This window comes from Pseudomonas sp. AC211 (assembly GCF_979258055.1).
Window position 1 is genome coordinate 1,237,009 of the sequence record NZ_OZ409830.1, and the last position, 17,181, is coordinate 1,254,189.

General features: G+C 60.6%; 28 protein-coding genes and 1 pseudogene. 19 read left to right on the plus strand and 10 right to left on the minus strand.

All coding sequences use genetic code 11. The annotated features are described in order from the left end of the window. Positions 1 to 476: 476 nt before the first annotated feature. From ACZZZP_RS05945 to ACZZZP_RS05990, 10 genes are all read right to left on the minus strand, one after another. Positions 477 to 677, minus strand: coding sequence for a hypothetical protein (locus tag ACZZZP_RS05945; protein ID WP_463382106.1), 201 nt, complete (start codon positions 675 to 677; stop codon positions 477 to 479). A 13-nt stretch (positions 678 to 690) separates the two neighbouring features. Then, positions 691 to 2,364: a YqaJ viral recombinase family protein gene (locus ACZZZP_RS05950; protein ID WP_463382107.1), complete on the minus strand. Its 1,674-nt coding sequence runs from the start codon at positions 2,362 to 2,364 to the stop codon at positions 691 to 693. Then, positions 2,351 to 3,106, minus strand: a complete 756-nt coding sequence (locus ACZZZP_RS05955) for a recombinase RecT (protein WP_463382108.1) — start codon at positions 3,104 to 3,106, stop codon at positions 2,351 to 2,353. Before ACZZZP_RS05955 ends, ACZZZP_RS05950 begins: the two co-directional genes overlap by 14 nt. 213 nt (positions 3,107 to 3,319) lie before the next feature. After that, the gene (locus ACZZZP_RS05960; RefSeq protein ID WP_463382110.1) at positions 3,320 to 3,457 is read right to left on the minus strand and encodes a hypothetical protein; all 138 of its coding nucleotides are present in this window, start codon (positions 3,455 to 3,457) and stop codon (positions 3,320 to 3,322) included. Further along, entirely contained in the window at positions 3,454 to 3,771 is a 318-nt protein-coding gene (locus tag ACZZZP_RS05965) for a hypothetical protein (RefSeq protein ID WP_463382111.1), read from the minus strand. The genes ACZZZP_RS05960 and ACZZZP_RS05965 overlap by 4 nt, the downstream gene beginning before the upstream one ends. A gap of 137 nt (positions 3,772 to 3,908) precedes the next feature. Then, on the minus strand, positions 3,909 to 4,100 hold the full coding sequence (locus ACZZZP_RS05970; protein ID WP_463382112.1) for a hypothetical protein: 192 nt from the start codon (positions 4,098 to 4,100) through the stop codon (positions 3,909 to 3,911). A 310-nt stretch (positions 4,101 to 4,410) separates the two neighbouring features. Next, positions 4,411 to 4,599: a hypothetical protein gene (locus tag ACZZZP_RS05975; protein ID WP_463382113.1), complete on the minus strand. Its 189-nt coding sequence runs from the start codon at positions 4,597 to 4,599 to the stop codon at positions 4,411 to 4,413. 112 nt (positions 4,600 to 4,711) lie between these two features. Further along, positions 4,712 to 4,975 (minus strand): hypothetical protein, encoded by a 264-nt coding sequence (locus tag ACZZZP_RS05980; protein ID WP_463382114.1) that lies wholly within the window; start codon positions 4,973 to 4,975, stop codon positions 4,712 to 4,714. Positions 4,976 to 5,006: 31 nt separating this feature from the next. Then, positions 5,007 to 5,240 (minus strand): hypothetical protein, encoded by a 234-nt coding sequence (locus tag ACZZZP_RS05985; protein WP_463382115.1) that lies wholly within the window; start codon positions 5,238 to 5,240, stop codon positions 5,007 to 5,009. A gap of 28 nt (positions 5,241 to 5,268) precedes the next feature. Continuing rightward, complete coding sequence (locus ACZZZP_RS05990) at positions 5,269 to 6,012, minus strand: S24 family peptidase (protein WP_463382116.1); 744 nt, start codon at positions 6,010 to 6,012, stop codon at positions 5,269 to 5,271. 71 nt (positions 6,013 to 6,083) lie between these two features. On the opposite strand from ACZZZP_RS05990, the gene ACZZZP_RS05995 reads away from it, so the two are divergent. The 19 genes and pseudogenes from ACZZZP_RS05995 (at position 6,084) to ACZZZP_RS06085 (ending at position 17,180) form a co-directional block, all read left to right on the plus strand. Beyond that, positions 6,084 to 6,284 (plus strand): helix-turn-helix domain-containing protein, encoded by a 201-nt coding sequence (locus ACZZZP_RS05995; RefSeq protein WP_463382117.1) that lies wholly within the window; start codon positions 6,084 to 6,086, stop codon positions 6,282 to 6,284. A gap of 2 nt (positions 6,285 to 6,286) precedes the next feature. Next, a complete protein-coding gene (locus ACZZZP_RS06000; protein WP_463382118.1) occupies positions 6,287 to 6,595 on the plus strand; it encodes a CII family transcriptional regulator in 309 nt (102 codons plus the stop codon). A 14-nt stretch (positions 6,596 to 6,609) separates the two neighbouring features. After that, complete coding sequence (locus tag ACZZZP_RS06005; RefSeq protein ID WP_463536348.1) at positions 6,610 to 7,548, plus strand: DnaT-like ssDNA-binding domain-containing protein; 939 nt, start codon at positions 6,610 to 6,612, stop codon at positions 7,546 to 7,548. After that, the gene (locus ACZZZP_RS06010; RefSeq protein ID WP_463382120.1) at positions 7,490 to 8,038 is read left to right on the plus strand and encodes a hypothetical protein; all 549 of its coding nucleotides are present in this window, start codon (positions 7,490 to 7,492) and stop codon (positions 8,036 to 8,038) included. The genes ACZZZP_RS06005 and ACZZZP_RS06010 overlap by 59 nt, the downstream gene beginning before the upstream one ends. Positions 8,039 to 8,040: 2 nt before the next feature. Further along, the gene (locus ACZZZP_RS06015) at positions 8,041 to 8,484 is read left to right on the plus strand and encodes a RusA family crossover junction endodeoxyribonuclease (protein ID WP_463384661.1); all 444 of its coding nucleotides are present in this window, start codon (positions 8,041 to 8,043) and stop codon (positions 8,482 to 8,484) included. Next, positions 8,481 to 8,717 (plus strand): hypothetical protein, encoded by a 237-nt coding sequence (locus tag ACZZZP_RS06020; RefSeq protein ID WP_463382121.1) that lies wholly within the window; start codon positions 8,481 to 8,483, stop codon positions 8,715 to 8,717. The genes ACZZZP_RS06015 and ACZZZP_RS06020 overlap by 4 nt, the downstream gene beginning before the upstream one ends. A gap of 2 nt (positions 8,718 to 8,719) precedes the next feature. Further along, a complete protein-coding gene (locus tag ACZZZP_RS06025; RefSeq protein ID WP_463382122.1) occupies positions 8,720 to 9,115 on the plus strand; it encodes a hypothetical protein in 396 nt (131 codons plus the stop codon). A 10-nt stretch (positions 9,116 to 9,125) separates the two neighbouring features. Next, complete coding sequence (locus ACZZZP_RS06030) at positions 9,126 to 9,410, plus strand: hypothetical protein (RefSeq protein WP_463382123.1); 285 nt, start codon at positions 9,126 to 9,128, stop codon at positions 9,408 to 9,410. Between the two features lie 205 nt (positions 9,411 to 9,615). Continuing rightward, a complete protein-coding gene (locus ACZZZP_RS06035) occupies positions 9,616 to 9,888 on the plus strand; it encodes a hypothetical protein (protein ID WP_463536349.1) in 273 nt (90 codons plus the stop codon). Between the two features lie 3 nt (positions 9,889 to 9,891). Further along, a complete protein-coding gene (locus tag ACZZZP_RS06040) occupies positions 9,892 to 10,095 on the plus strand; it encodes a hypothetical protein (RefSeq protein ID WP_463536350.1) in 204 nt (67 codons plus the stop codon). Continuing rightward, positions 10,092 to 11,693 (plus strand): portal protein, encoded by a 1,602-nt coding sequence (locus tag ACZZZP_RS06045; RefSeq protein ID WP_463382126.1) that lies wholly within the window; start codon positions 10,092 to 10,094, stop codon positions 11,691 to 11,693. Before ACZZZP_RS06040 ends, ACZZZP_RS06045 begins: the two co-directional genes overlap by 4 nt. Next, positions 11,690 to 11,938, plus strand: a complete 249-nt coding sequence (locus tag ACZZZP_RS06050; protein ID WP_463382127.1) for a Bbp19 family protein — start codon at positions 11,690 to 11,692, stop codon at positions 11,936 to 11,938. Before ACZZZP_RS06045 ends, ACZZZP_RS06050 begins: the two co-directional genes overlap by 4 nt. Beyond that, positions 11,935 to 12,804 carry a hypothetical protein gene (locus tag ACZZZP_RS06055; RefSeq protein WP_463382128.1) on the plus strand — a complete coding sequence of 290 codons (870 nt, stop codon included), beginning with the start codon at positions 11,935 to 11,937 and terminating at the stop codon, positions 12,802 to 12,804. Before ACZZZP_RS06050 ends, ACZZZP_RS06055 begins: the two co-directional genes overlap by 4 nt. 202 nt (positions 12,805 to 13,006) lie before the next feature. Then, positions 13,007 to 13,267, plus strand: a pseudogene (locus ACZZZP_RS06060) (phage capsid protein); the annotation flags it as partial. A 58-nt stretch (positions 13,268 to 13,325) separates the two neighbouring features. After that, entirely contained in the window at positions 13,326 to 13,871 is a 546-nt protein-coding gene (locus ACZZZP_RS06065; RefSeq protein WP_463536351.1) for a phage capsid protein, read from the plus strand. A gap of 45 nt (positions 13,872 to 13,916) precedes the next feature. After that, complete coding sequence (locus ACZZZP_RS06070; RefSeq protein WP_463382130.1) at positions 13,917 to 14,378, plus strand: hypothetical protein; 462 nt, start codon at positions 13,917 to 13,919, stop codon at positions 14,376 to 14,378. Positions 14,379 to 14,450: 72 nt separating this feature from the next. Further along, the gene (locus ACZZZP_RS06075) at positions 14,451 to 15,032 is read left to right on the plus strand and encodes a phage connector family protein (protein ID WP_463382131.1); all 582 of its coding nucleotides are present in this window, start codon (positions 14,451 to 14,453) and stop codon (positions 15,030 to 15,032) included. Then, positions 15,032 to 15,511, plus strand: coding sequence for a hypothetical protein (locus ACZZZP_RS06080; protein ID WP_463536352.1), 480 nt, complete (start codon positions 15,032 to 15,034; stop codon positions 15,509 to 15,511). The genes ACZZZP_RS06075 and ACZZZP_RS06080 overlap by 1 nt, the downstream gene beginning before the upstream one ends. Beyond that, on the plus strand, positions 15,480 to 17,180 hold the full coding sequence (locus ACZZZP_RS06085) for a phage tail protein (RefSeq protein ID WP_463536353.1): 1,701 nt from the start codon (positions 15,480 to 15,482) through the stop codon (positions 17,178 to 17,180). Before ACZZZP_RS06080 ends, ACZZZP_RS06085 begins: the two co-directional genes overlap by 32 nt. The last annotated feature ends 1 nt before the right edge of the window (position 17,181 follow it).

The following is a 17,181-nucleotide window of genomic DNA, read 5'->3' on the forward strand; positions in this document are numbered from 1 at the left end:
GCCAGCTCGGCGCCGCTCAGCGGCAATTCGTGCTGATCGCGATCCGGCTTGATGAAGTCCAAGCCTTCTTCGTAATCAGTTGGCGCCACCACCAGCAGGCAAAGCTTGCCGGCCAGGTCGATCAGGCTGTGCCGGTTCGGGTCCTGAGCATCAGCGGTCGCGGTGATGCCAATGCTTTTTTCCTTGAATTTAGAGTCTGCAACCTTGACCGGGATTGCCACGGTGTCGCGGGAGCTGATGATGGCGACCACGGTATGAGCAGCATCAATCGCCTTGAGGGTGATGCGCTCGATCACCTCTTGTTGCGCCTCTTCGCTCAACTTGGCGTAAGGCACTGTGCTGTTGCGCAGCTCAAACAACTGGGACTCGACAATGTCGTGCACCAATAGCTGGTGGGCCAGCTCGGAGGGCATGCAGCCGTGGCGGCGGGCGCTGTCCATGATTGCTTGGTGTTCCATTTTCATAGGGGCGATACCTCAGAGTTTGGCAATGCGCTCCAGCTTTTCGCGCTGGGCGTTGCTCAGGTGGGTGCGCGAGCCGTAACGCTTGAAGTTGGCTCGTATGTCTTCGGTGAACTGGATTTCCCACGTGCCGGAGGCGTGGAGCTCAGCGGCCGCAAGCAGCACGCTGAACTCTTCAACCTGGTCGTAGATGTCTTCGATGGATTCAGCGGCCATGGCCACCCCCATATCAGGCGGCGGCTTGGCTTAGCTGGGCCTGCTGGATGTGAGCGACCAGCGCAGAGCAGATGCGCGGGAAGTCGCTGGCGCGGTAAAGCTGCGCGGAGCGCTCACGGGCGACCGGCTCAAAGCCCAGCGAGGTCAGGAAGTCAGCCGACAGGGAGAAGCCGAGGGCGGCGCCGATGTCGCCAAGCTTGATGCGCTGGCCGTTGTCGACCGCAGCCTGGGGTTCCTGCTGCACAACCTGGGTGACCACGCCCACAGGCACAACGGGCGTTGGCTCAAGCACCTCGGGCTTGGTGTCTTCCACCGGCGCCGGCGCCTGGGCCGCCGCAACCTTGGCTGCTTGATCTGCTGCCAACTGCTCAGCCTCGCGCTGCTTGGTGGCCTCGGCCTCGCGGCGTTTCTGCTCAAGCTCTTCGTGCTCGCTGATGCGGACCTTGATCAGTGCAACCAAATCATCGTTGGCCTTCAACACCAGCTCTTGAGCATCGTGGAACAGAAACGGGTGGGTGATGGCCAGCTCGTTCAGGCTTTTGAGGTTCGCCCGAATGCCGTCGGCGATTCGGTTGGCTTCCACTTTCGCCTGCATCAGCTCGGTATTGGCAGCTTCTTGCAGGCTGGAAACCGTCTTCTTGCCCTTGATCGCGGTGGCGAAGTCGGCCTGCACGCGAGGCAAGCGAACCTTGCCGCCCAGGGTGCCGTTAATTTGGTCGATGTGCTCCTGCAACTCTTTGGCGGCGCCAATGACGATGTCTTCGCGGATCGACTTCTTGCGGCTCTCAACCAGCTTGTTCAGCTCCAGCCGCTTGGCTCGGGTCTGCGCGCTGATTTCGTCGATGGTGCGAAACACCTGATCAATGTCGGCGGTTTGGCCAAGAATCTGTTTCTTCACCATTTCCAGCCGGTCTTCGACATCGCCGCACCACTTCACGGTTTTGTCAGCGTTGGCGAAGTCTTGGTCGTTCTGCAGGTCGGTTTTGATATCGCCCAACACCGCGAAGGCATGGCGCTTGAAGTCCGCCAGGTTGGAAGCCTTCACCATGCCGGTTACTTCAACGCGCAGCGCCGGCAGTTGCTCCGGCGACAGGCCGACAGCCTCGACCTTGGTTTCTTGCGGGGCGAAGCTGGCCAGCTCTTCTTCAAACTGCTTCCAGCCAGCCAGCAACTGTTCGCGCCGGCCGGCGACCGGGCGGTACTCCAGATGGGCGAAGTTATCGCGGCTGCCGTCCGAGCAAACGAAAATCACCCGTTCGGCACCGCTGACCAACAACTGCTGCTCAAGCTGCCAGTAGTAGTTCGGCTCAAGCTCACCCATGCGGATGCTCGCCGCGACCCGCTCGTTCCACAGCTTATGTTCGAAGAGGGTGTCACCCATCATCGTGGCGCCGTCCATGCTGGCCAGCAGGTTGCCGCTGGTGCCAACGATGGGGAACAGCTCTTCGCCGATCAGCTCTTCGACGAGAGGGCGCGCCTTTTCTTCGGTGGCGTGGCCCAGGTTGAACAGGTTCTGTACCGCGCCGCTGACCTCCGGCACGATGCCGGTTTTCTTCTGCGTCAGCAGATCGCTGCGGCTCATGTACTTCGAGACGCCCATCATCGCGGGCGCCTCGGAAGCGGTGAAGTAATTGGCGCGAAGGGCGTGCCACTCGGCGGTGCCCTGCTGGACGTTATGCACTTTCATCGGTGGACTCTCCTTCGATGGGGGCGAGGTCGCGAATGCGGCTTTTCTGCGCCTCGGTGAGGGTGTACTTGCTGCTGATGGTGGCCATCAGGTGTTCAGGGCTCGCTTTGCCTTGGCTGATCATCACCCGCCACTTATCAGCGTTTTCGTCGAGCTTGCTGTCGGGGTAGGCCGGCAGTTCTTTCGGTGCTTCCGGCTGGCGAGTCGGGTTGATTTCGCGCTCGGCTGGGGTGTCCATCACCTCTTCGGCGACGGGCATACCACGCAGGACATCGGGGAACACGTCACGCAGCGCGAAGGCCCGGGCGCGCATCTGGCGCATGCGCTTGGGGTACTGGCTCCAGGGTCCGGCCTTACCGACCAGGCCGGCCAGCTTGGCGTCGGCCATGCTGAACGTGCGCACCTGTTCCTCTTCGCCGCGGCGCTTCACTCGGCAGGTAGCCGTCTCGCCGTCGTCGCTCTCGTACACGTATTCACAAAGCGGTGAGCTACGCGCCAGGGCGATTACCGCGTCACCCCAAAGTGATGGTCGCCCGTTGATGACCGCGATGTTTTGCATCGCCTGCATGGGTTGCAGGCCCAGCTCCATGCCCCACTGGATGGCAACAAGAATGTTGCCGGGGTTTCTCACGAAGTCTTTAGGGATGATGGACGACTCGGCGAGGCGATCGGCAAAGCGCAAAGCCTCGTCGATGTTCTGCGGCGCCAGGCTAAACGGTTGTCTTACGGCTACATCGGTCATGCTGCGCGCTCCTTGTAACCCATGAATTCGCGGTATTCGGCTTCGGTTGCCTGAGTGGCCAGGCGAACGTCGGCGGGGGTAGACGCCTTTTTCGGTGTGCAAAAACGCGCTGGGCCTGCATGAACAGCTTGGCGTCCCAAACACGGTGGTGGGTGATGACCGGCTCTTTGGCGCCGGTCGGGTCGGTCAACTTCAAGTACAGGTCGCTTGCAATCATTTCTTCACCTCAAAATGCAGCACCCACACGGTGCCGTTGTATTCAATGAATGTCGGTTGGCCGTAGCCGTAGCGGGCTGCCAACTCCAGGGCCTTGGCGCGAGTCCGGCCGGCAACTTCGTGAAGTCGTTTCACTGCTCAAACTCCTTTCTGACTTGGGTATCAACCGCCACGGCGACCGCTTCTTGCAGCGGTGCGGCGATCAGGGACACGTTGCGGCGGTGCAGAAAGCGGGGCTCCACTTCCAGCAGATCGATCAGCGCGGACCAGAACTCTTTGCGCTGGGCTTGCGGCGCCTCGGCCATCACTTCTTCAAGCTGCTGCCACTCGATTTCCTCGGTGACTTGGTCAAGCCGTTTCTCAATGGCGCGGCGCAACGACTCGTCGCGGCTCAGTGAGCGTTCATGGCGGGCCAATTCGGCGCCCACCGGGCTGATTGCGTGTTGCATGGGTTTTCCTCACGGTGGGCATTCATTCGGAAGCACTTGGCCGCACCGGTGGTTGCCGTTGGGCACGGGGGAAAGTGCTTTCGGATGAACGCGAAAAAAGCCCCGGTGTGAGCGGGGCAAAGGTGGAGCGGAGTTGTTCAGCCTTCGCAGCCCATCTGGTAGTTGCTTCCGTGTTCCTGACTGCAGAAGGGCAACTCCCGGGTGCGGACATATTTCTTGCGGCGGTTGTTGTCGTAGGCCTGGTCGATGATGTTTCTGCGAACGACTGGGTCTGCTGGCTTTCCGCAGTAAGTGCATTTCACGGGTGTGGCTGTTTCTGGTTGATCCATGGTCGTGCTCCGGTTGGTTTCCCGCTGCACCCGTCGCCAGGTGCAGAAGTGAAAAATTCCGTTGTTAGCTCCAGCCGCGACCCTGTCCGCTGGAAAACTTGTTTGGGGCTTTACGCTGCGCACCCTGGGACAGTTGCCATCCCTCTGAACCGTTGAGGCCGGTTCATCGCTACCTGTGCTGCTGTGAAAGCCAGCGACAGGCATAATTTAGAAAACTAAACGAAAGGCGTCAAGAAAAGATTTAGATAACTAAATTCTACAGGCGTAAAAAAAGCCCGCTCGGGGCGGGCTTGGGTACTACTGCGCTGGATTACAACCAGCCGAAACCTTTGGCCATCATGCCGGCAAGGCCTAGGGCGACAACAACCAGGGCGCCGAAGAGGAGGCGAAAATCCTCCCGCATGTCTTTTCTCATGTCCTTGATGTCGCCTGCCACGCTATCCAAATCGCGGCGGATATAACCAACGTCAGACTCAAGCTTTGCTACGCGCGCTTCCACACCACTTCCTCCGGGAGGTTCTCTACCCCCAGTATGGGGCTCCGTGCCCTCAGTGTATGCAAGTTGCCTCTGTAGGTTATCGATCAAGCGATTAACGAGGGTGCTATCAACGTTATTCATCAGTGATCCCTACGTAGTCCTTTACTGACGGTACACCTTCGCCCCCGATGCTGTTTTCAATGATCCGAACAATGCTGCCGATGCACTGAGTAGCTTCCTCAACGCGCTGCTTCGTTGCTTCGGAAACATTAGGGTCGTCTTTGATTGCTTCCGCAAGTTGCATCGTTGCTCGAGCTTGATGCATGGAAATGGCGAAAAGCTGCCCAAGGCTTCTGCCTAGGCTTTCGCTAAACGTTTCCGGCTTCGAGTCGTCCATATTTTTCCCTGTTTGAGGCGAGGTTCCCGATCTAGTTGGCTTCCAGCAGCGGGGCGCAAGTCGTTCCGCCACCGGAGTCACCCGTGCAGTAGAACGATTTGCCACGGCAAGTGGCCTGCCAGGTGATCGTTTGGAACTGCGTTTGCTCGTTGCTGATTTTCACTTCATCTGGCGGGCAGCCGATGATGCCCGAGGTGCGGCCTTCTCTGCTGATGCAGCCGGACAGGGCGGCCAGAGCTAACAGAACGACAATTCCTTTTTTCACCACCGGCACTCCTTCGTCATGGGGCTGTTCACATCTCACCGCCGCGCCAGATAACCCGGCCGAGAATCGGTATTTCGTGCAACGCATCCTCGGACAACTGCTCGTCCGGGTACTTCGACTTGTCAGTGTTGTCGCTTCGGATCAGCCAGCCGCCAGATATCTGCTGAATCAGCCGCTTGATGCTGATGCCGCCGTCAGGCCTGCGGATCACATACGCCTGGCGGTCCCTGGGCTCAGTGGCTGACCGATCAAATAGCACCACGTCTCCAGCGAACACGTAGGGCTCCATGCTGTCGCCCTCAGCGTAGATGACGTTCAGGTTCTCCGGCTTGGCCTTCATCCGCGCGAGCCAGTCGCGCTTGAACACCAATCCTTCGGTGACCTCAACATGGTCGTTTAGGTAGCCATCCCCACATGAGCCGTGGGCTTTGAATTGAGGGATCAGAGCGTAATCCTTTTCGCTTGGGCTATCGGGATGCTGGGCTTCGGTGGGCGCCTGTGCATCGTCACCGGGCACGATGGTCAACCGCCCGGAACTGGTCTTAAACAGGGACGCGCCGCCCGAGACGAGCCAAGCCGCCTCACACTCCAGCGCCTCAGCCAGGCGCAGCAGACGCTTACCCCCAGCCTGATTCGTGCCGTTGGTCCAATGGGTGATAGCGCCTTTAGAGACGCCAACCTGTTTGGCGAGGTCGACGGCAGTTATGCCGAGCGCCTTCATGCGTTCTTTCACGCGGTCTGAGAATTCCATGTTTAGGATGCTAAACATCATTGGGTTTAGATTCCTTGCTTTATCCGGTTTACTTTTCTAAACTCCGGCCAAAACCACCGGAGGATAGGCAAATGACCTACCAAGAGGCCCTCGACCATTTCGGGAGCGGGCGAGCGATAGCCACTGAGCTGGGCCTTACGCCTGGCAGGGTGTCGCAGTGCAAGTCGGCTGGCGGCTTCTCCTATCAGCAGCAGTGCGTGCTTGAGAAGTCGGCAGGCGGCGTGTTGGTTGCTCGCCAGGAAGACACGCCCATGCAGCAGATGGCGTCGTGATCATGTCGACGGAGCAATTGAGCCAGGATCAGACCGTAAGGGCCCGCAAGAACTACAGCGTTCTCATGCGTGAGCTTGCATCTGTGGGCAATGCACCCGTCGCGCTTGCAGTGGGTTGCGACGAAGCGACTATCAGCCGCATGAAGCCGGAGAAGTTCGAGCAGTTCTGCCAGATCCTGGCTGTGCTCGGCTTGAAGGTCGTGCCGATGGACATGCAGTGCTTCAACAAGCGGGACATTGAAACGCTGCTGCATCAGGCCAAGCGGTACATGGAGCTGATTCAGAACGTCGACCAGTTGGAAGAGGGCTGATAGTGACAGCCATCTTGATCAACGATGCCGAGTGGTCGCTGCTGGCAGGTGAGCCGGCCGAACTACTCAAGCTGTACGTGGCTATAAAGCGCCGTATGGACTTTGCGACAGGCATTGCCGGGCGCAAGACGTTGCTCAACGAAATCGTACTGCGGGAAGGCTTCACCGTTGACCCGATACCAGGGCGGCCATCACCTAAGCCGGTGACCCGCGAGCAGTACCGATCAGCCGTTAGAAGGCTGGAAAAGCTGGGTGCGTTGAGTGTCATTGGCCCTTTGGTTTTCGAGTTTCCCCACGCCCGCAAAGATACTCCGCCTAAAAGAGCTACAACCGAGCTACAACCCGATCTGCAACCCGATCTGCAACCCAATTCCAGAAAGCCACAAGCCCCGAATCCAGAGGGCTTGAACCACGGCGCCGCAGCAGAGCTACAACCCGAGCAACACACAGGGGTAGGGCTGAGCAACAACCTACTTCCGGAGTCCGGTCTTCTTCCTACGACACGTTTCCCCATGCACGACGGTTGGGAGCCATCCGCACGCGGCTGGAAAGCCACAGCCATGCGCAACGGCCTTGGTCCAGTCACAGCCACGACCGAGCAAATGCAGGAGTTCGTTTCGTACTGGATCAACCGCGACGAGAAACACCAATCCCAAGGCCAGTGGGAACACGAACTGGCTCAGAAGCTAAAGCGCGAGGCGCGACATGCACACCGAACAGGACTTGCCCAAACAAAAGCCCCTCAGAACAGCGCCAACGGCAGCAGCAGTAGCCGCAAAGGCTCTGTCTCAGCAGTCGACAAAGTCCGAAACGCCATCAGCAAGCAGCGAGCAGAGCGCGCCATCGATGTTGGACGCCCAACGCCTGGAACGCATGGAGCACCTATGGCTAAAGATGGTGGAGACCTACGGTCACCGCTGGACGTCGAGTTTTGGCGAGAGCCCAACGCTTGATCATTCATGGGCAAGGCACCTCAAAGGCCTCACCGGCAAGCAGATCGCTAACGGCCTGGAGCAACTGACCGGCGACTGGCCACCCAGTGCGACGGGGTTTCGTGAGCTGTGCCTGCACATCCCAGGGCTGCCTGCAGAGTCAGAGGCCTGGGCGCAAGCGTTGACCGGCACCTACAGCCACGAAGCCGTGGATGTTGCAGCGGAGGCCACCGGCAAGTTTGACCTGCAGACCGCCAAGCTGAGCGACAAAGCCCTGCGCGAGGTCTTCAACCGCAATTACGCCATCGTTCGTGCACGTGCCGTCATGGGCAAACCGCTGCGTGAGGAGATTCGCAAAGGCATCAGCCTCGACGGCAAAACCCCAATGCAGGTGCAGTTCGCCCACTCACACCGAGAAGCGCGCGACCTGATCACCGCGCAGAACATCCCAACCGACGGCAAGGCAGCACGTGCGCTGCTGATGGCTCGGTTCGGCAAGCGGAGCGCATGACGATGCAAGACCTCAAACCCGTTTCGTTCGTTGTGCCAGGTGAGGCCGTAGGGAAGGGCAGGCCACGCGTTGGCAAAGTCGGTGGCCATGCTCGGCTGTTCACGCCGAAGAAGACTGCCAATTACGAAAGCCTGATTGCCGTAGCAGCACAACACGCCATGGCCGGCCGGGAGCTGATTGCCGGGCCAGTGATGATGGAGCTGCGCATTGTCGTGTCCGTTGCCGCGTCGTGGTCGCAGAAGAAAACAACCGCGGCTCTCGCTGGCCAGGTCATGCCCACCAAGAAGCCAGACGCCGACAACGTGCTCAAGGCCATCTGCGACGGCATCAACGGCATTGTGTTCAAGGATGACGTGCAGGTGGTTAACGTCTCCCTGTCCAAGCGCTTCGGCCCGACACCAGGTGTAGCGGTGCGTGTTGTTCCGCTGGTGGGGGAGTCGTCGTGATCAACACACCTAACTGGCACTGCCGGGAATTCGGCGTAGACGGGTTCGTGTTCGTCGCTGTTGACCTGATGCTGCCGGACGGCGCCATGGTTGGGCTGCGTGAAGCCATGCATCCACTCCTGTTCGATAACCCACGGGCCGAGCTGCTGCGCATCGTTGAGAAGCTGACGGGGATGCTTGACCGTGCCGCTCAACCACTGCCTGCCTCGCGCGCGTGCGCGTTTGGAGGCTGAACATGGCCGTCCTACACCCCGACCAGCTCGCACTGTTCCAGGCCCAGCCTGGCGATCCTGTGTGCAATGAGCCGCATGGGGTGGTGGTTGCTCGTCTGGCTATTCCGGTGGCCACGGCGAAGCCTGCCAAGCCAAACGGCCAGCCTGACCCGAGCCTGCACGTTGACTGGTTTCAGGTAATCACTGCGCTTGTGCGTGGTGGCTACTCCCTGGGCTCGATTGCGTCACACGTGCGGGTGCCCAAGTCCACGCTGATCGGCTGGAAGCAGGGCGCCGAGCCTCGGTACAGCGAAGGCGAGCGCCTGTTGTCGTTCTGGTGCCAGATCACCGGAAAGAATCGCAAGACCGTTCCCATGGTCGCCATTGGTGACTGGTGGGCTTACCACTCCAAAGCATGAGGTAACGACGATGCAGACCAACGTAAAGCAACTACTTGACCAGGCCGCAGAAAGCCTTGAGCTCAAGTGCAAGGCTGACCGGGCAATACTGGCAGCACGCTCGGAGAACGAATCCATCTACAACCTGCGAGTGCTGTGCAGCGATCAAGAGTTGGAGAATCGACAGCTCCGCACGCTGGTGTTGAACCTGCAATCCAAGGTCGGGTATCTGGAAGTGCAGCTGGATAAGGCGCGGCCGCCAGCTATCCACCCTGAGAACGCCATCACCGTCGTGGTTCCCGCCGATCCAAAATAGTCGGGAACCCGACCGCAAGTCCCTTCGATCCTAGGCCCTCACTTTGTTGATTCCCCATCAACCCGAGGGCTTTACCCCATGTCCACCCCAGCACTCAAAGTTCAAACCCCTGGCGAGCCGGTGAAAGAGGACGCCACCACCAGCACCGGCCCAGCCACCCCCGACCCTATCTTCAGCGCGAAGCACAACGGCGGCGGGCGCTGGCGTGTCTGGTCGTCCGCCCTGGACGATTGGTTCAGCGACTTCGTTGTGTTCTGGCGATGGCGCCAAAGCCTTGGCCGAGGACGAAGCCGCACGCCTCAATGCTGGCGGTGAGCCGTTCATGGAGCCGCCAAAGCAGGAACAGCCCCCGGCAGCCACCCAGGTGCAAGCGCCTGCAACCAAGCGCGCGGCCGGCGTCGTCGATGCAACCGCCATCAAGCAACCCGTGCTGACCAGCGAAGGCTGGCTGTGCCCTGAGGTCAAGGCCAAGGATTAAGCCATGTCGAGCAAACCCAAAAGCCAAAGGTCGTCCAGACCGAAGACCCAGCGAGTTACGGCTCAGAAGGCCGCAGATGCTGCTGCCGTGAAGGCCAACGACGAAACAGTCGCCCGTAAGAAGCGCAAGGCCGAGAGCAGCTTGCTGTCTACCGGTGGCGCGCAAGGGTCCGTCCTCAACTCCGGCAAGAGCACCCTCGGCCAATGAACGCCACCCAGATCGCCAAAACGTTGAGCACCTTGAAGTCGCTACGCTCGCCGCATGAGTCGGTCTGGCGTGATTGCTACGACCACAGCTACCCGATTCGGGGTAGTGGCTTCAACGGCGAGAGCATCACGGCCATGGAAGCGCAGATGCGCAAGGCCCGCATGCTGGACAGCACCACCACCGACGCTGCGCGCATTCTCGCCTCGACCATCATGTCGGGGCTTACGCCGGCTAACTCCCTGTGGTTTGGCATGGACGTCGGCAACGAAACCGAGGACGAGCGCCGCTGGCTGGACGAGTCGGCCGACATCCTCTGGCAGAACATCCACGCAGCCAACTTCGACGCAGCAGCCTTTGAGGGGCTGCTTGATGCTGTCTGCGCTGGATGGTTTGCGCTGTACATCGGCGAGAACCAAGGCAAGGGCGGGTTCAACTTCGACCTGTGGCCCATTGCGAGCGTGTACTGCTCGGCAAGCGTGTCGGGCGGCAAGATTGACACCATCTACCGCGAATACACCCTGACAGCCGAGCAGGCCGTCAAAGAGTTCGGGGCGGACAACGTCAGCGAGCAGACGCGGAAGTTCGCCGACGACAAGCCGCAGGAGGCGGTCAAGTTCGTGCACTGCATCACCCCGCGTTCTGTGTACGCAGTCGGCGGGCGCCTGGCGAAGAACATGCCGTTTGCCTCGTACAAGGTCGAGGTCGACCAAAAGACGATGGTGAGCGAATCGGGCTTCCACGAATTTCCGGTCGTTGTGCCTCGATGGATGATGATTCCCGACAGCGTGTACGCCGTGGGCGCCATGTTCGACGCGCTGCCGGATGCTCGCACCCTCAACGAGCTGTGCCGCATGGACCTGGCGGCCGGCGACCTGGCCATTGCTGGTATGTGGATTGCCGAGGATGACGGCGTGCTCAACCCCCGCACGGTCAAGGTGGGGGCGCGCAAGATCATCATTGCGAACAGCGTCGACAGCATGAAGCCGCTGCAACCAGGCTCCAACTTCCAGTACGCCGACGCCAAGATTCAGCGATTGCAGGCGTCCATCCGCAAGACGCTTATGGCTGATTCACTGCCGCCAGCGGACAAGCCAGCGGTCACCGCCACCGAGATTCACGCCCGCATGAACTTGGTGCGCCAACTGCTCGGCCCGGTCTATGGCCGCTTCCAGGCTGAGTACCTGCAACCCCTGATCGAGCGCTGCTTTGGCATCGCCTACCGCGCCGGCGTGCTGGGCCAGGCGCCAGAGTCGCTGGGTGGCCGCAACTTCACCGTGCGCTATCTCAGCCCCCTGGCGCGTGCGCAGAAACTGCAGGAGGTCACGGCGATTGATCAGGTGGTGGCCAGCGCGCTTGAAATCGCATCGGCAACCCAAAGCCTCGAACCGCTCGACAACATCGACATGGACGCTGCCTTGCAGTTCAAGGGCGAGGCCCTGGGCGTGCCGTCCTCGATCATGCGCAGCACCGCCGAGGTCGACGAGAAGCGCAAGCAGCGGGCAGAAGAGCAGCAGGCAGCGCAGGAACAAGCCCAGCAGCAGCAAATGCAGGCGCAGGTGGCTGACGCAGCAATCAAACAGCAGGGAGCAGCGGCATGAATGAGCTGACGCCCGAGCAGCAAGACGCGATGTTCAAGCGCGTGTTCGAACAGCACCACGAAGGGGCTGCATGCCTGGAGCTGCTGATTCAGCGCTTCGCCCGCAACGCCGTCACCGTTGGCGGCATCGACGCAATTCTCACCACCTACATGCAGGCCGGGCACCGCGAGGTGCTCGACCACATCCTGTTGCGGATCAACCGCGCCAATAACGTGCAAGACCAAACCGAAGAGGAAAACCAATGAACCTGTTTGTTCACCGAATGCTGGGCCACTTCTTCCAGGCTGAGCCCGGCGCAGAAGGCGGCGAGGGTGGCGGCGGCAACGGCAATCCACCTGTAACGCCACCGGCCGACGGCGGGTCGCTGCTCAATCAGGGCGCGAACAACGATTACATCCCCGAGAAGTACCGCACCAACAAAGCCGACGGGAGCCTTGACCTTGAAGCATCGTCACGCAAGGTTGCCGAAGCCTACAAACACCTTGAAACCCGCATGGGTTCTGGCGATGCGCCGCCCAAGTCCGCCGAAGAGTACGCGCCCAAAGTGGAGGTCGACGGCTTCGACTGGGAGACGTTCAAGGCTGAGCCTGACGCCCAAGCTTTTCTCAAGGGTGCGCATGCCAAAGGCCTCACCAACGCCCAGGTTGAATACGTGCTTGGTGAATACCTCGGCCGCGTTCCTGAGCTCATTGGTGGCGCTGCTGCGCTGACTGAGCAGGAATGCGTGGCTGAGCTCAAGACCGTCTGGAAAGACGACCAAGCCATGCGCTCCAACGTGCAGGCCTCCTACCGCGCTGCGCAGACGTTCGCCAGCGAAGGCGATGGCCCTGGCAGCTTTGACCGCCTGATGGCCAAGTACGGCAATGACCCGGACTTCCTGGCCTTCACCGCCAACATTGGTAAGGAAATCCGCGAGGACTCGCCAATCAACGGCGGCAACCCTGTGAACGAAGCGGACTTCGACGTGAAGGCCTCCGAGTTGCGCAAACAGTTGGAGGAACTGCCGCCGCACGATCCGAAGCGCCCAGGCATTCAGCAACAACTGGATGGGATGTACAGCGCCCGCTACAACCGCCCAGCTTCGCGAATCCACACTAAGACCCCCTCGTAACCCCCTCCCGCAAATAGTCGGGAAACCGACCGACCACCACCGACAACATCGCAGGCATCCCAGCAATGGGCCGGCCTGCGATGGCTCGCAGATACCCGGACTGCCCCGAGGCGAGAGCAAAGCCGATGCACGCCAGGACCTACAGGCCCACCCAGGTGGACACCCTGCCGGCACACCCCTTTAACCTTTGGAGTGCATCTGTATGTCTCAGCAAATCACCGAAGCCTTTGTCCAGCAGTTCGCTGACAACTTCCGCCACGTTGCTCAACAATCTCAGTCCCGCCTTGAGAACACTGTTGCGCAAGAACCGAACATTGTCGGTATGTCCAAGTCCATCAACCGCCTGGGCCAACGTACCGCTACCCGTCGCACTCAGCGCCACGGCGACACCCCGATCAACGATCAACCGCACTCGACCCGCTTCGTCGACCTGTTCGATTGGGAAGACGGCGACATGGTCGACGACCAAGACAAGATCCGCATGTTGGTGGACCCAACCTCGGACTACGTCAAGGCCATGGTTGGCGTCCCTGAACCGCGCCAAAGACGACGTGATTATCTCGTCCCTGGGCGGCAACTCCCGCGCCACCACCGGCAACATCATTTTGCCGACCAGCCAGAAGATCGCGGTGGGCGGTACGAACCTGACCAAGGCCAAGATCATTCAGGCCAAGACCCTGTTCCGTACCAACGAAGCGGACGAAGAGGCAGGCGAAGAGCTGTACATGCTCTACAACGCCGCAGCCGCTGCGCAAATCCTGGCAGACACCACCCTGACCAGCACCGACTACCTGGCCGGCCAGTTCCTGCGTGAAGGCAGCGTGCGCGGCAAGTGGATGGGCTTCAACTGGATTCCTACCGAGCGCTGCCCGAAGGTTTCCACCACTCGCTTCCTGTACGCCTACGCCAAGTCCGGCGTAACGCTGGGCAAGGGTGCGGACATCATGACCAAGGTCGGCGAAGACCCAAGCAAGGGCTTCAACGTACGCATCTACGCCAAGATGTCTATCGGCTCCGTCCGGGTCGAAGAAGAGAAAGTCGTGGAGATCGCTTGCCTGGAGCCGTAAGCCAGGCGCTTCACAACCCAACTCACTGATTCAGGAGCTTCAAGCATGGCAACTTTTCTCGCAGCACTCGCGGCGGCCCGCGCCGCACTTCCCCAGCAGATGGTTAAACCCAACCTGCAAGGCGCTGATGTTCAGTGCTTTGTCAGCCAATTCACCGTTCCGGTTGGTGGCCTGGCAATCGCCGACGTCATTTCGTGGGGCTACCTGCCTTTGGGCGCACGCCTGATGCCGGGCTCGGCCATCTTCTGCGCGGTCGGCACTGCCTCTTCCACCCTCAACCTTGGCGATGCCGTGGTGCCGGCCCGCTACATGGCAGCTTCCTCGGTAGCAACCGCCGCCAAGCTGGCAGCCGAAGCGCAGTTCGCCAACGGCGCGCTGTTCGAAGTGGGCGTGGTCAAGCCTGGCGATGCAACCGACCAAAGCGAACTCCGCTCGGTTGTAGCCGGCGCGGGTCTGCCTGCCGGTCAGGTCATCACTCTGGTGGCGCTGTACGCCGGCCAAAACTGATAGGCGACTGCCAGGGATGGCGCATTTACAGCCGGGGCCATGCGCCCCGGTTCTTTTATCTGGAGTTTGAACATGGGCCAAGCAACCGCTGTTTCGATCTGCTCCAACGCGCTGCTGATGCTGGGGGCGCAGACCATCAGCAGCTTCGAAGACCCTGTCGACCGGGCGCGCATCTGCTCCGGCCTCTATCCGACCATCCGTGATGACCTGCTGCGTACTCACCCGTGGAACTGCTGCATCAAGCGCGTGCTGCTCGCTCCCGACTCCGATGCACCACCCTTTGGCTATTCCGCCTCGTTTGAGCTGCCGGCCGACTTCCTGCGCGTGCTTGAGGTAGGGCAGAACAACCTGCAAATCGATTACTTGCTGGAAGGGCGCAGCATCCAAGCCGACGCAACGTCGGTCGAGCTGCGTTACGTGTTCCTGAACGATGTGGAGAACACGTGGGACGCCAGCCTGGTGTCGCTGATGACTCTCGCCATGGCTGCGGCCCTGGCCTATCCAATCACCCAATCCGCAGCGATGCAGCAAACCATGGAGCAGAAGCTATCCATGGCCAAGAAGGTGGCCCGCGCCGTTGATGGCCAGGAAGATCCGCCCCAAACCCTTGGTGATGAGCGCCTGTACAGCGCCCGCTTTGGAGCACACGGCTGATGCCTCGCCTATCACTGATCCAGACCAACTTCACCGCCGGCGAAGTGAGCCCGCGCATGTACGGCCGTGTCGACCTGGCGCGCTACGCCAACGGTGCGGAGCTAATCGAGAACGCCTGGCCACTGGTGCACGGCGGGGCAAAGCGCCGCGATGGCACGATCTACGTTGCGGAAACCAAGACCAGCGCCAAGCGCTCGCGTCTGATCCCTTACATCTTCAACAAGACGCAGGCCTACATGGTTGAGTTCGGCGACCTGTATGCGCGTATCTACCGGCTCGACGGCACCTTTGCTGCCGAGCTGGTGAGCCCCTACACCGAGGCGATGTTGAGTGCGCTGGATTACGTCCAGGGCGCAGACACCATGTTCTTGTTCAACACCCTGGTGCCGGTGTACCGACTGCGTCGGTCGACAGAATACCCAGTGGAGCCTGGCCCCCGCGCCGTTCGTGACCAAGCCATTCGACGAGAAGGGCATTGATGTAATCACCGGGCTCACGTTGGGCGCGGCGTCGGTGGGCACAGGGCGCAGCGCAACCTCTGCGGCCGCCATCTTTCTAGCTTCTGACGTCGGGCGCGAGATTTGGTCGGGCACAGGCGTAGCCAAGATCACTGGTGTAAGCAGCGCCACCGCTGCCACCGTGGACATCACCAACGCCTTTGCTGGTGTTTCCCTTGCCACTTGGTCGCTCAAGGGCTCGCCGCTGACGACGCTAACCCTAAGCGGTGTTGGCAGTGTGGGTGCAAACGTCAACCTGACGCTCAGTGCAGCAGGCTGGCGGTTCGGCGACTTAGGCAAGTTCGTGAAGGTGAACGGCGGCCTGTTCGAGCTGGTAGCAATCACTGACGCCGTCACGATTACCGGCACAACTCGAACTGTTGCCACGTCGGCAACTCCATCACCGCCCAACGCCTGGTCGCTTGAGGCCAGCGTGTGGAACGACGTCGACGGCTACCCAGGCACTGGCACGCTGCATGAACAGCGGCTGGTCTGCGCCGGCTCGCCGAACTTCCCTCAAACGATCTGGGAGTCACGCACCGGGGAATATCTGAACTTCGAGCTGGGCACCAAAGACGACGATGCCATGTCGTTCACCGTGTCCAGCGACCAGATCAACCCCATCAGCCACATGGCCCAGATTAAGGCGCTGATCGCACTCACCTACGGCGGTGAGTTTTCGCTTACTGGCGGGGTCGAGAAGCCCATCACGCCCACCAACATTCAGGTGAAAAACCAGTCGGTTTACGGCTGCAACAACGTCAAGCCGGTGCGCATCGGTAACGAGCTGTACTTCATTCAGCGCGCTAATCGGAAGCTGCGGGCCATGGCCTACAAGTACGACTCCGATGCCTACGGCGCGCCTGATATGTCGGTGCTTTCCGAGCACATCACCATCAGCGGCATCGTTGATATGGCGTATCAGCAGGAGCCGGAATCGATTCTGTTCCTGCCGCGCGCTGACGGCGTGATGGCAACCCTTACCGTGGACCGTGACCAAGACGTGATTGGCTGGGCGCGTCAGACCACGGACGGGCTGTACGAGTCGGTCGCAAGCGTTCCAACCAGCACTGGCGAGCAGGTGTGGACCATCGTCAACCGCACCATCGGCGGCGTCACCAAGCGCTACATCGAGCGCTTTACATCAGGTGTAAACGTGGACTGCGGGATCACTGCCACCAGCGGCCCAGGCGCAGCCACATGGGGCGGCCTGGCACACCTCGAAGGGAAGACCGTCGACATCGTTGCAGATGGCGTGGTGATGCAGCCTCAAGTGGTCGTCAGCGGTAGCGTGACCATCCCGCGAAACGCCAAGGCCGTAACCATTGGACTGCACTTCAAAACCACCGTTAAGACGCTGACGCCCGAGGTTGCCGGCAACACCGGCACCGCCCAGGGCAACAGCATGCGCATCGGTGAGGTTACCGCGCGCTTCCTCGAAACCATCGGTTGCGAAATCAACGGCCAGGTCGTGGCCTTCCGTAACTTCGGCACCGATGTGCTCGACACACCGTTGTCGCTGTTCAGCGGTGTTCACCGCATCGAGAACCTTGGATGGGAGCGGGGCGAGGCACAGCTAACCGTTGTGCAGGACCAGCCCCTGCCGTTTCACCTGCTCTGCGTCATCAAGAAATTCACCTTCAACGACTGAG

What these genes read in the sequence shown, in the direction of transcription:
- ACZZZP_RS05945 (WP_463382106.1), bottom strand. Translation starts at nt 677, where the DNA reads ATGGCCGCTGAATCCATCGAAGACATCTACGACCAGGTTGAAGAGTTC.
- ACZZZP_RS05950 (WP_463382107.1), bottom strand. Translation starts at nt 2,364, where the DNA reads ATGAAAGTGCATAACGTCCAGCAGGGCACCGCCGAGTGGCACGCCCTT.
- ACZZZP_RS05955 (WP_463382108.1), bottom strand. Translation starts at nt 3,106, where the DNA reads ATGACCGATGTAGCCGTAAGACAACCGTTTAGCCTGGCGCCGCAGAAC.
- ACZZZP_RS05965 (WP_463382111.1), bottom strand. Translation starts at nt 3,771, where the DNA reads ATGCAACACGCAATCAGCCCGGTGGGCGCCGAATTGGCCCGCCATGAA.
- ACZZZP_RS05970 (WP_463382112.1), bottom strand. Translation starts at nt 4,100, where the DNA reads ATGGATCAACCAGAAACAGCCACACCCGTGAAATGCACTTACTGCGGA.
- ACZZZP_RS05980 (WP_463382114.1), bottom strand. Translation starts at nt 4,975, where the DNA reads ATGGACGACTCGAAGCCGGAAACGTTTAGCGAAAGCCTAGGCAGAAGC.
- ACZZZP_RS05990 (WP_463382116.1), bottom strand. Translation starts at nt 6,012, where the DNA reads ATGATGTTTAGCATCCTAAACATGGAATTCTCAGACCGCGTGAAAGAA.
- ACZZZP_RS05995 (WP_463382117.1), top strand. Translation starts at nt 6,084, where the DNA reads ATGACCTACCAAGAGGCCCTCGACCATTTCGGGAGCGGGCGAGCGATA.
- ACZZZP_RS06000 (WP_463382118.1), top strand. Translation starts at nt 6,287, where the DNA reads ATGTCGACGGAGCAATTGAGCCAGGATCAGACCGTAAGGGCCCGCAAG.
- ACZZZP_RS06010 (WP_463382120.1), top strand. Translation starts at nt 7,490, where the DNA reads ATGGTGGAGACCTACGGTCACCGCTGGACGTCGAGTTTTGGCGAGAGC.
- ACZZZP_RS06015 (WP_463384661.1), top strand. Translation starts at nt 8,041, where the DNA reads ATGCAAGACCTCAAACCCGTTTCGTTCGTTGTGCCAGGTGAGGCCGTA.
- ACZZZP_RS06025 (WP_463382122.1), top strand. Translation starts at nt 8,720, where the DNA reads ATGGCCGTCCTACACCCCGACCAGCTCGCACTGTTCCAGGCCCAGCCT.
- ACZZZP_RS06030 (WP_463382123.1), top strand. Translation starts at nt 9,126, where the DNA reads ATGCAGACCAACGTAAAGCAACTACTTGACCAGGCCGCAGAAAGCCTT.
- ACZZZP_RS06040 (WP_463536350.1), top strand. Translation starts at nt 9,892, where the DNA reads ATGTCGAGCAAACCCAAAAGCCAAAGGTCGTCCAGACCGAAGACCCAG.
- ACZZZP_RS06045 (WP_463382126.1), top strand. Translation starts at nt 10,092, where the DNA reads ATGAACGCCACCCAGATCGCCAAAACGTTGAGCACCTTGAAGTCGCTA.
- ACZZZP_RS06050 (WP_463382127.1), top strand. Translation starts at nt 11,690, where the DNA reads ATGAATGAGCTGACGCCCGAGCAGCAAGACGCGATGTTCAAGCGCGTG.
- ACZZZP_RS06055 (WP_463382128.1), top strand. Translation starts at nt 11,935, where the DNA reads ATGAACCTGTTTGTTCACCGAATGCTGGGCCACTTCTTCCAGGCTGAG.
- ACZZZP_RS06070 (WP_463382130.1), top strand. Translation starts at nt 13,917, where the DNA reads ATGGCAACTTTTCTCGCAGCACTCGCGGCGGCCCGCGCCGCACTTCCC.
- ACZZZP_RS06075 (WP_463382131.1), top strand. Translation starts at nt 14,451, where the DNA reads ATGGGCCAAGCAACCGCTGTTTCGATCTGCTCCAACGCGCTGCTGATG.
- ACZZZP_RS06080 (WP_463536352.1), top strand. Translation starts at nt 15,032, where the DNA reads ATGCCTCGCCTATCACTGATCCAGACCAACTTCACCGCCGGCGAAGTG.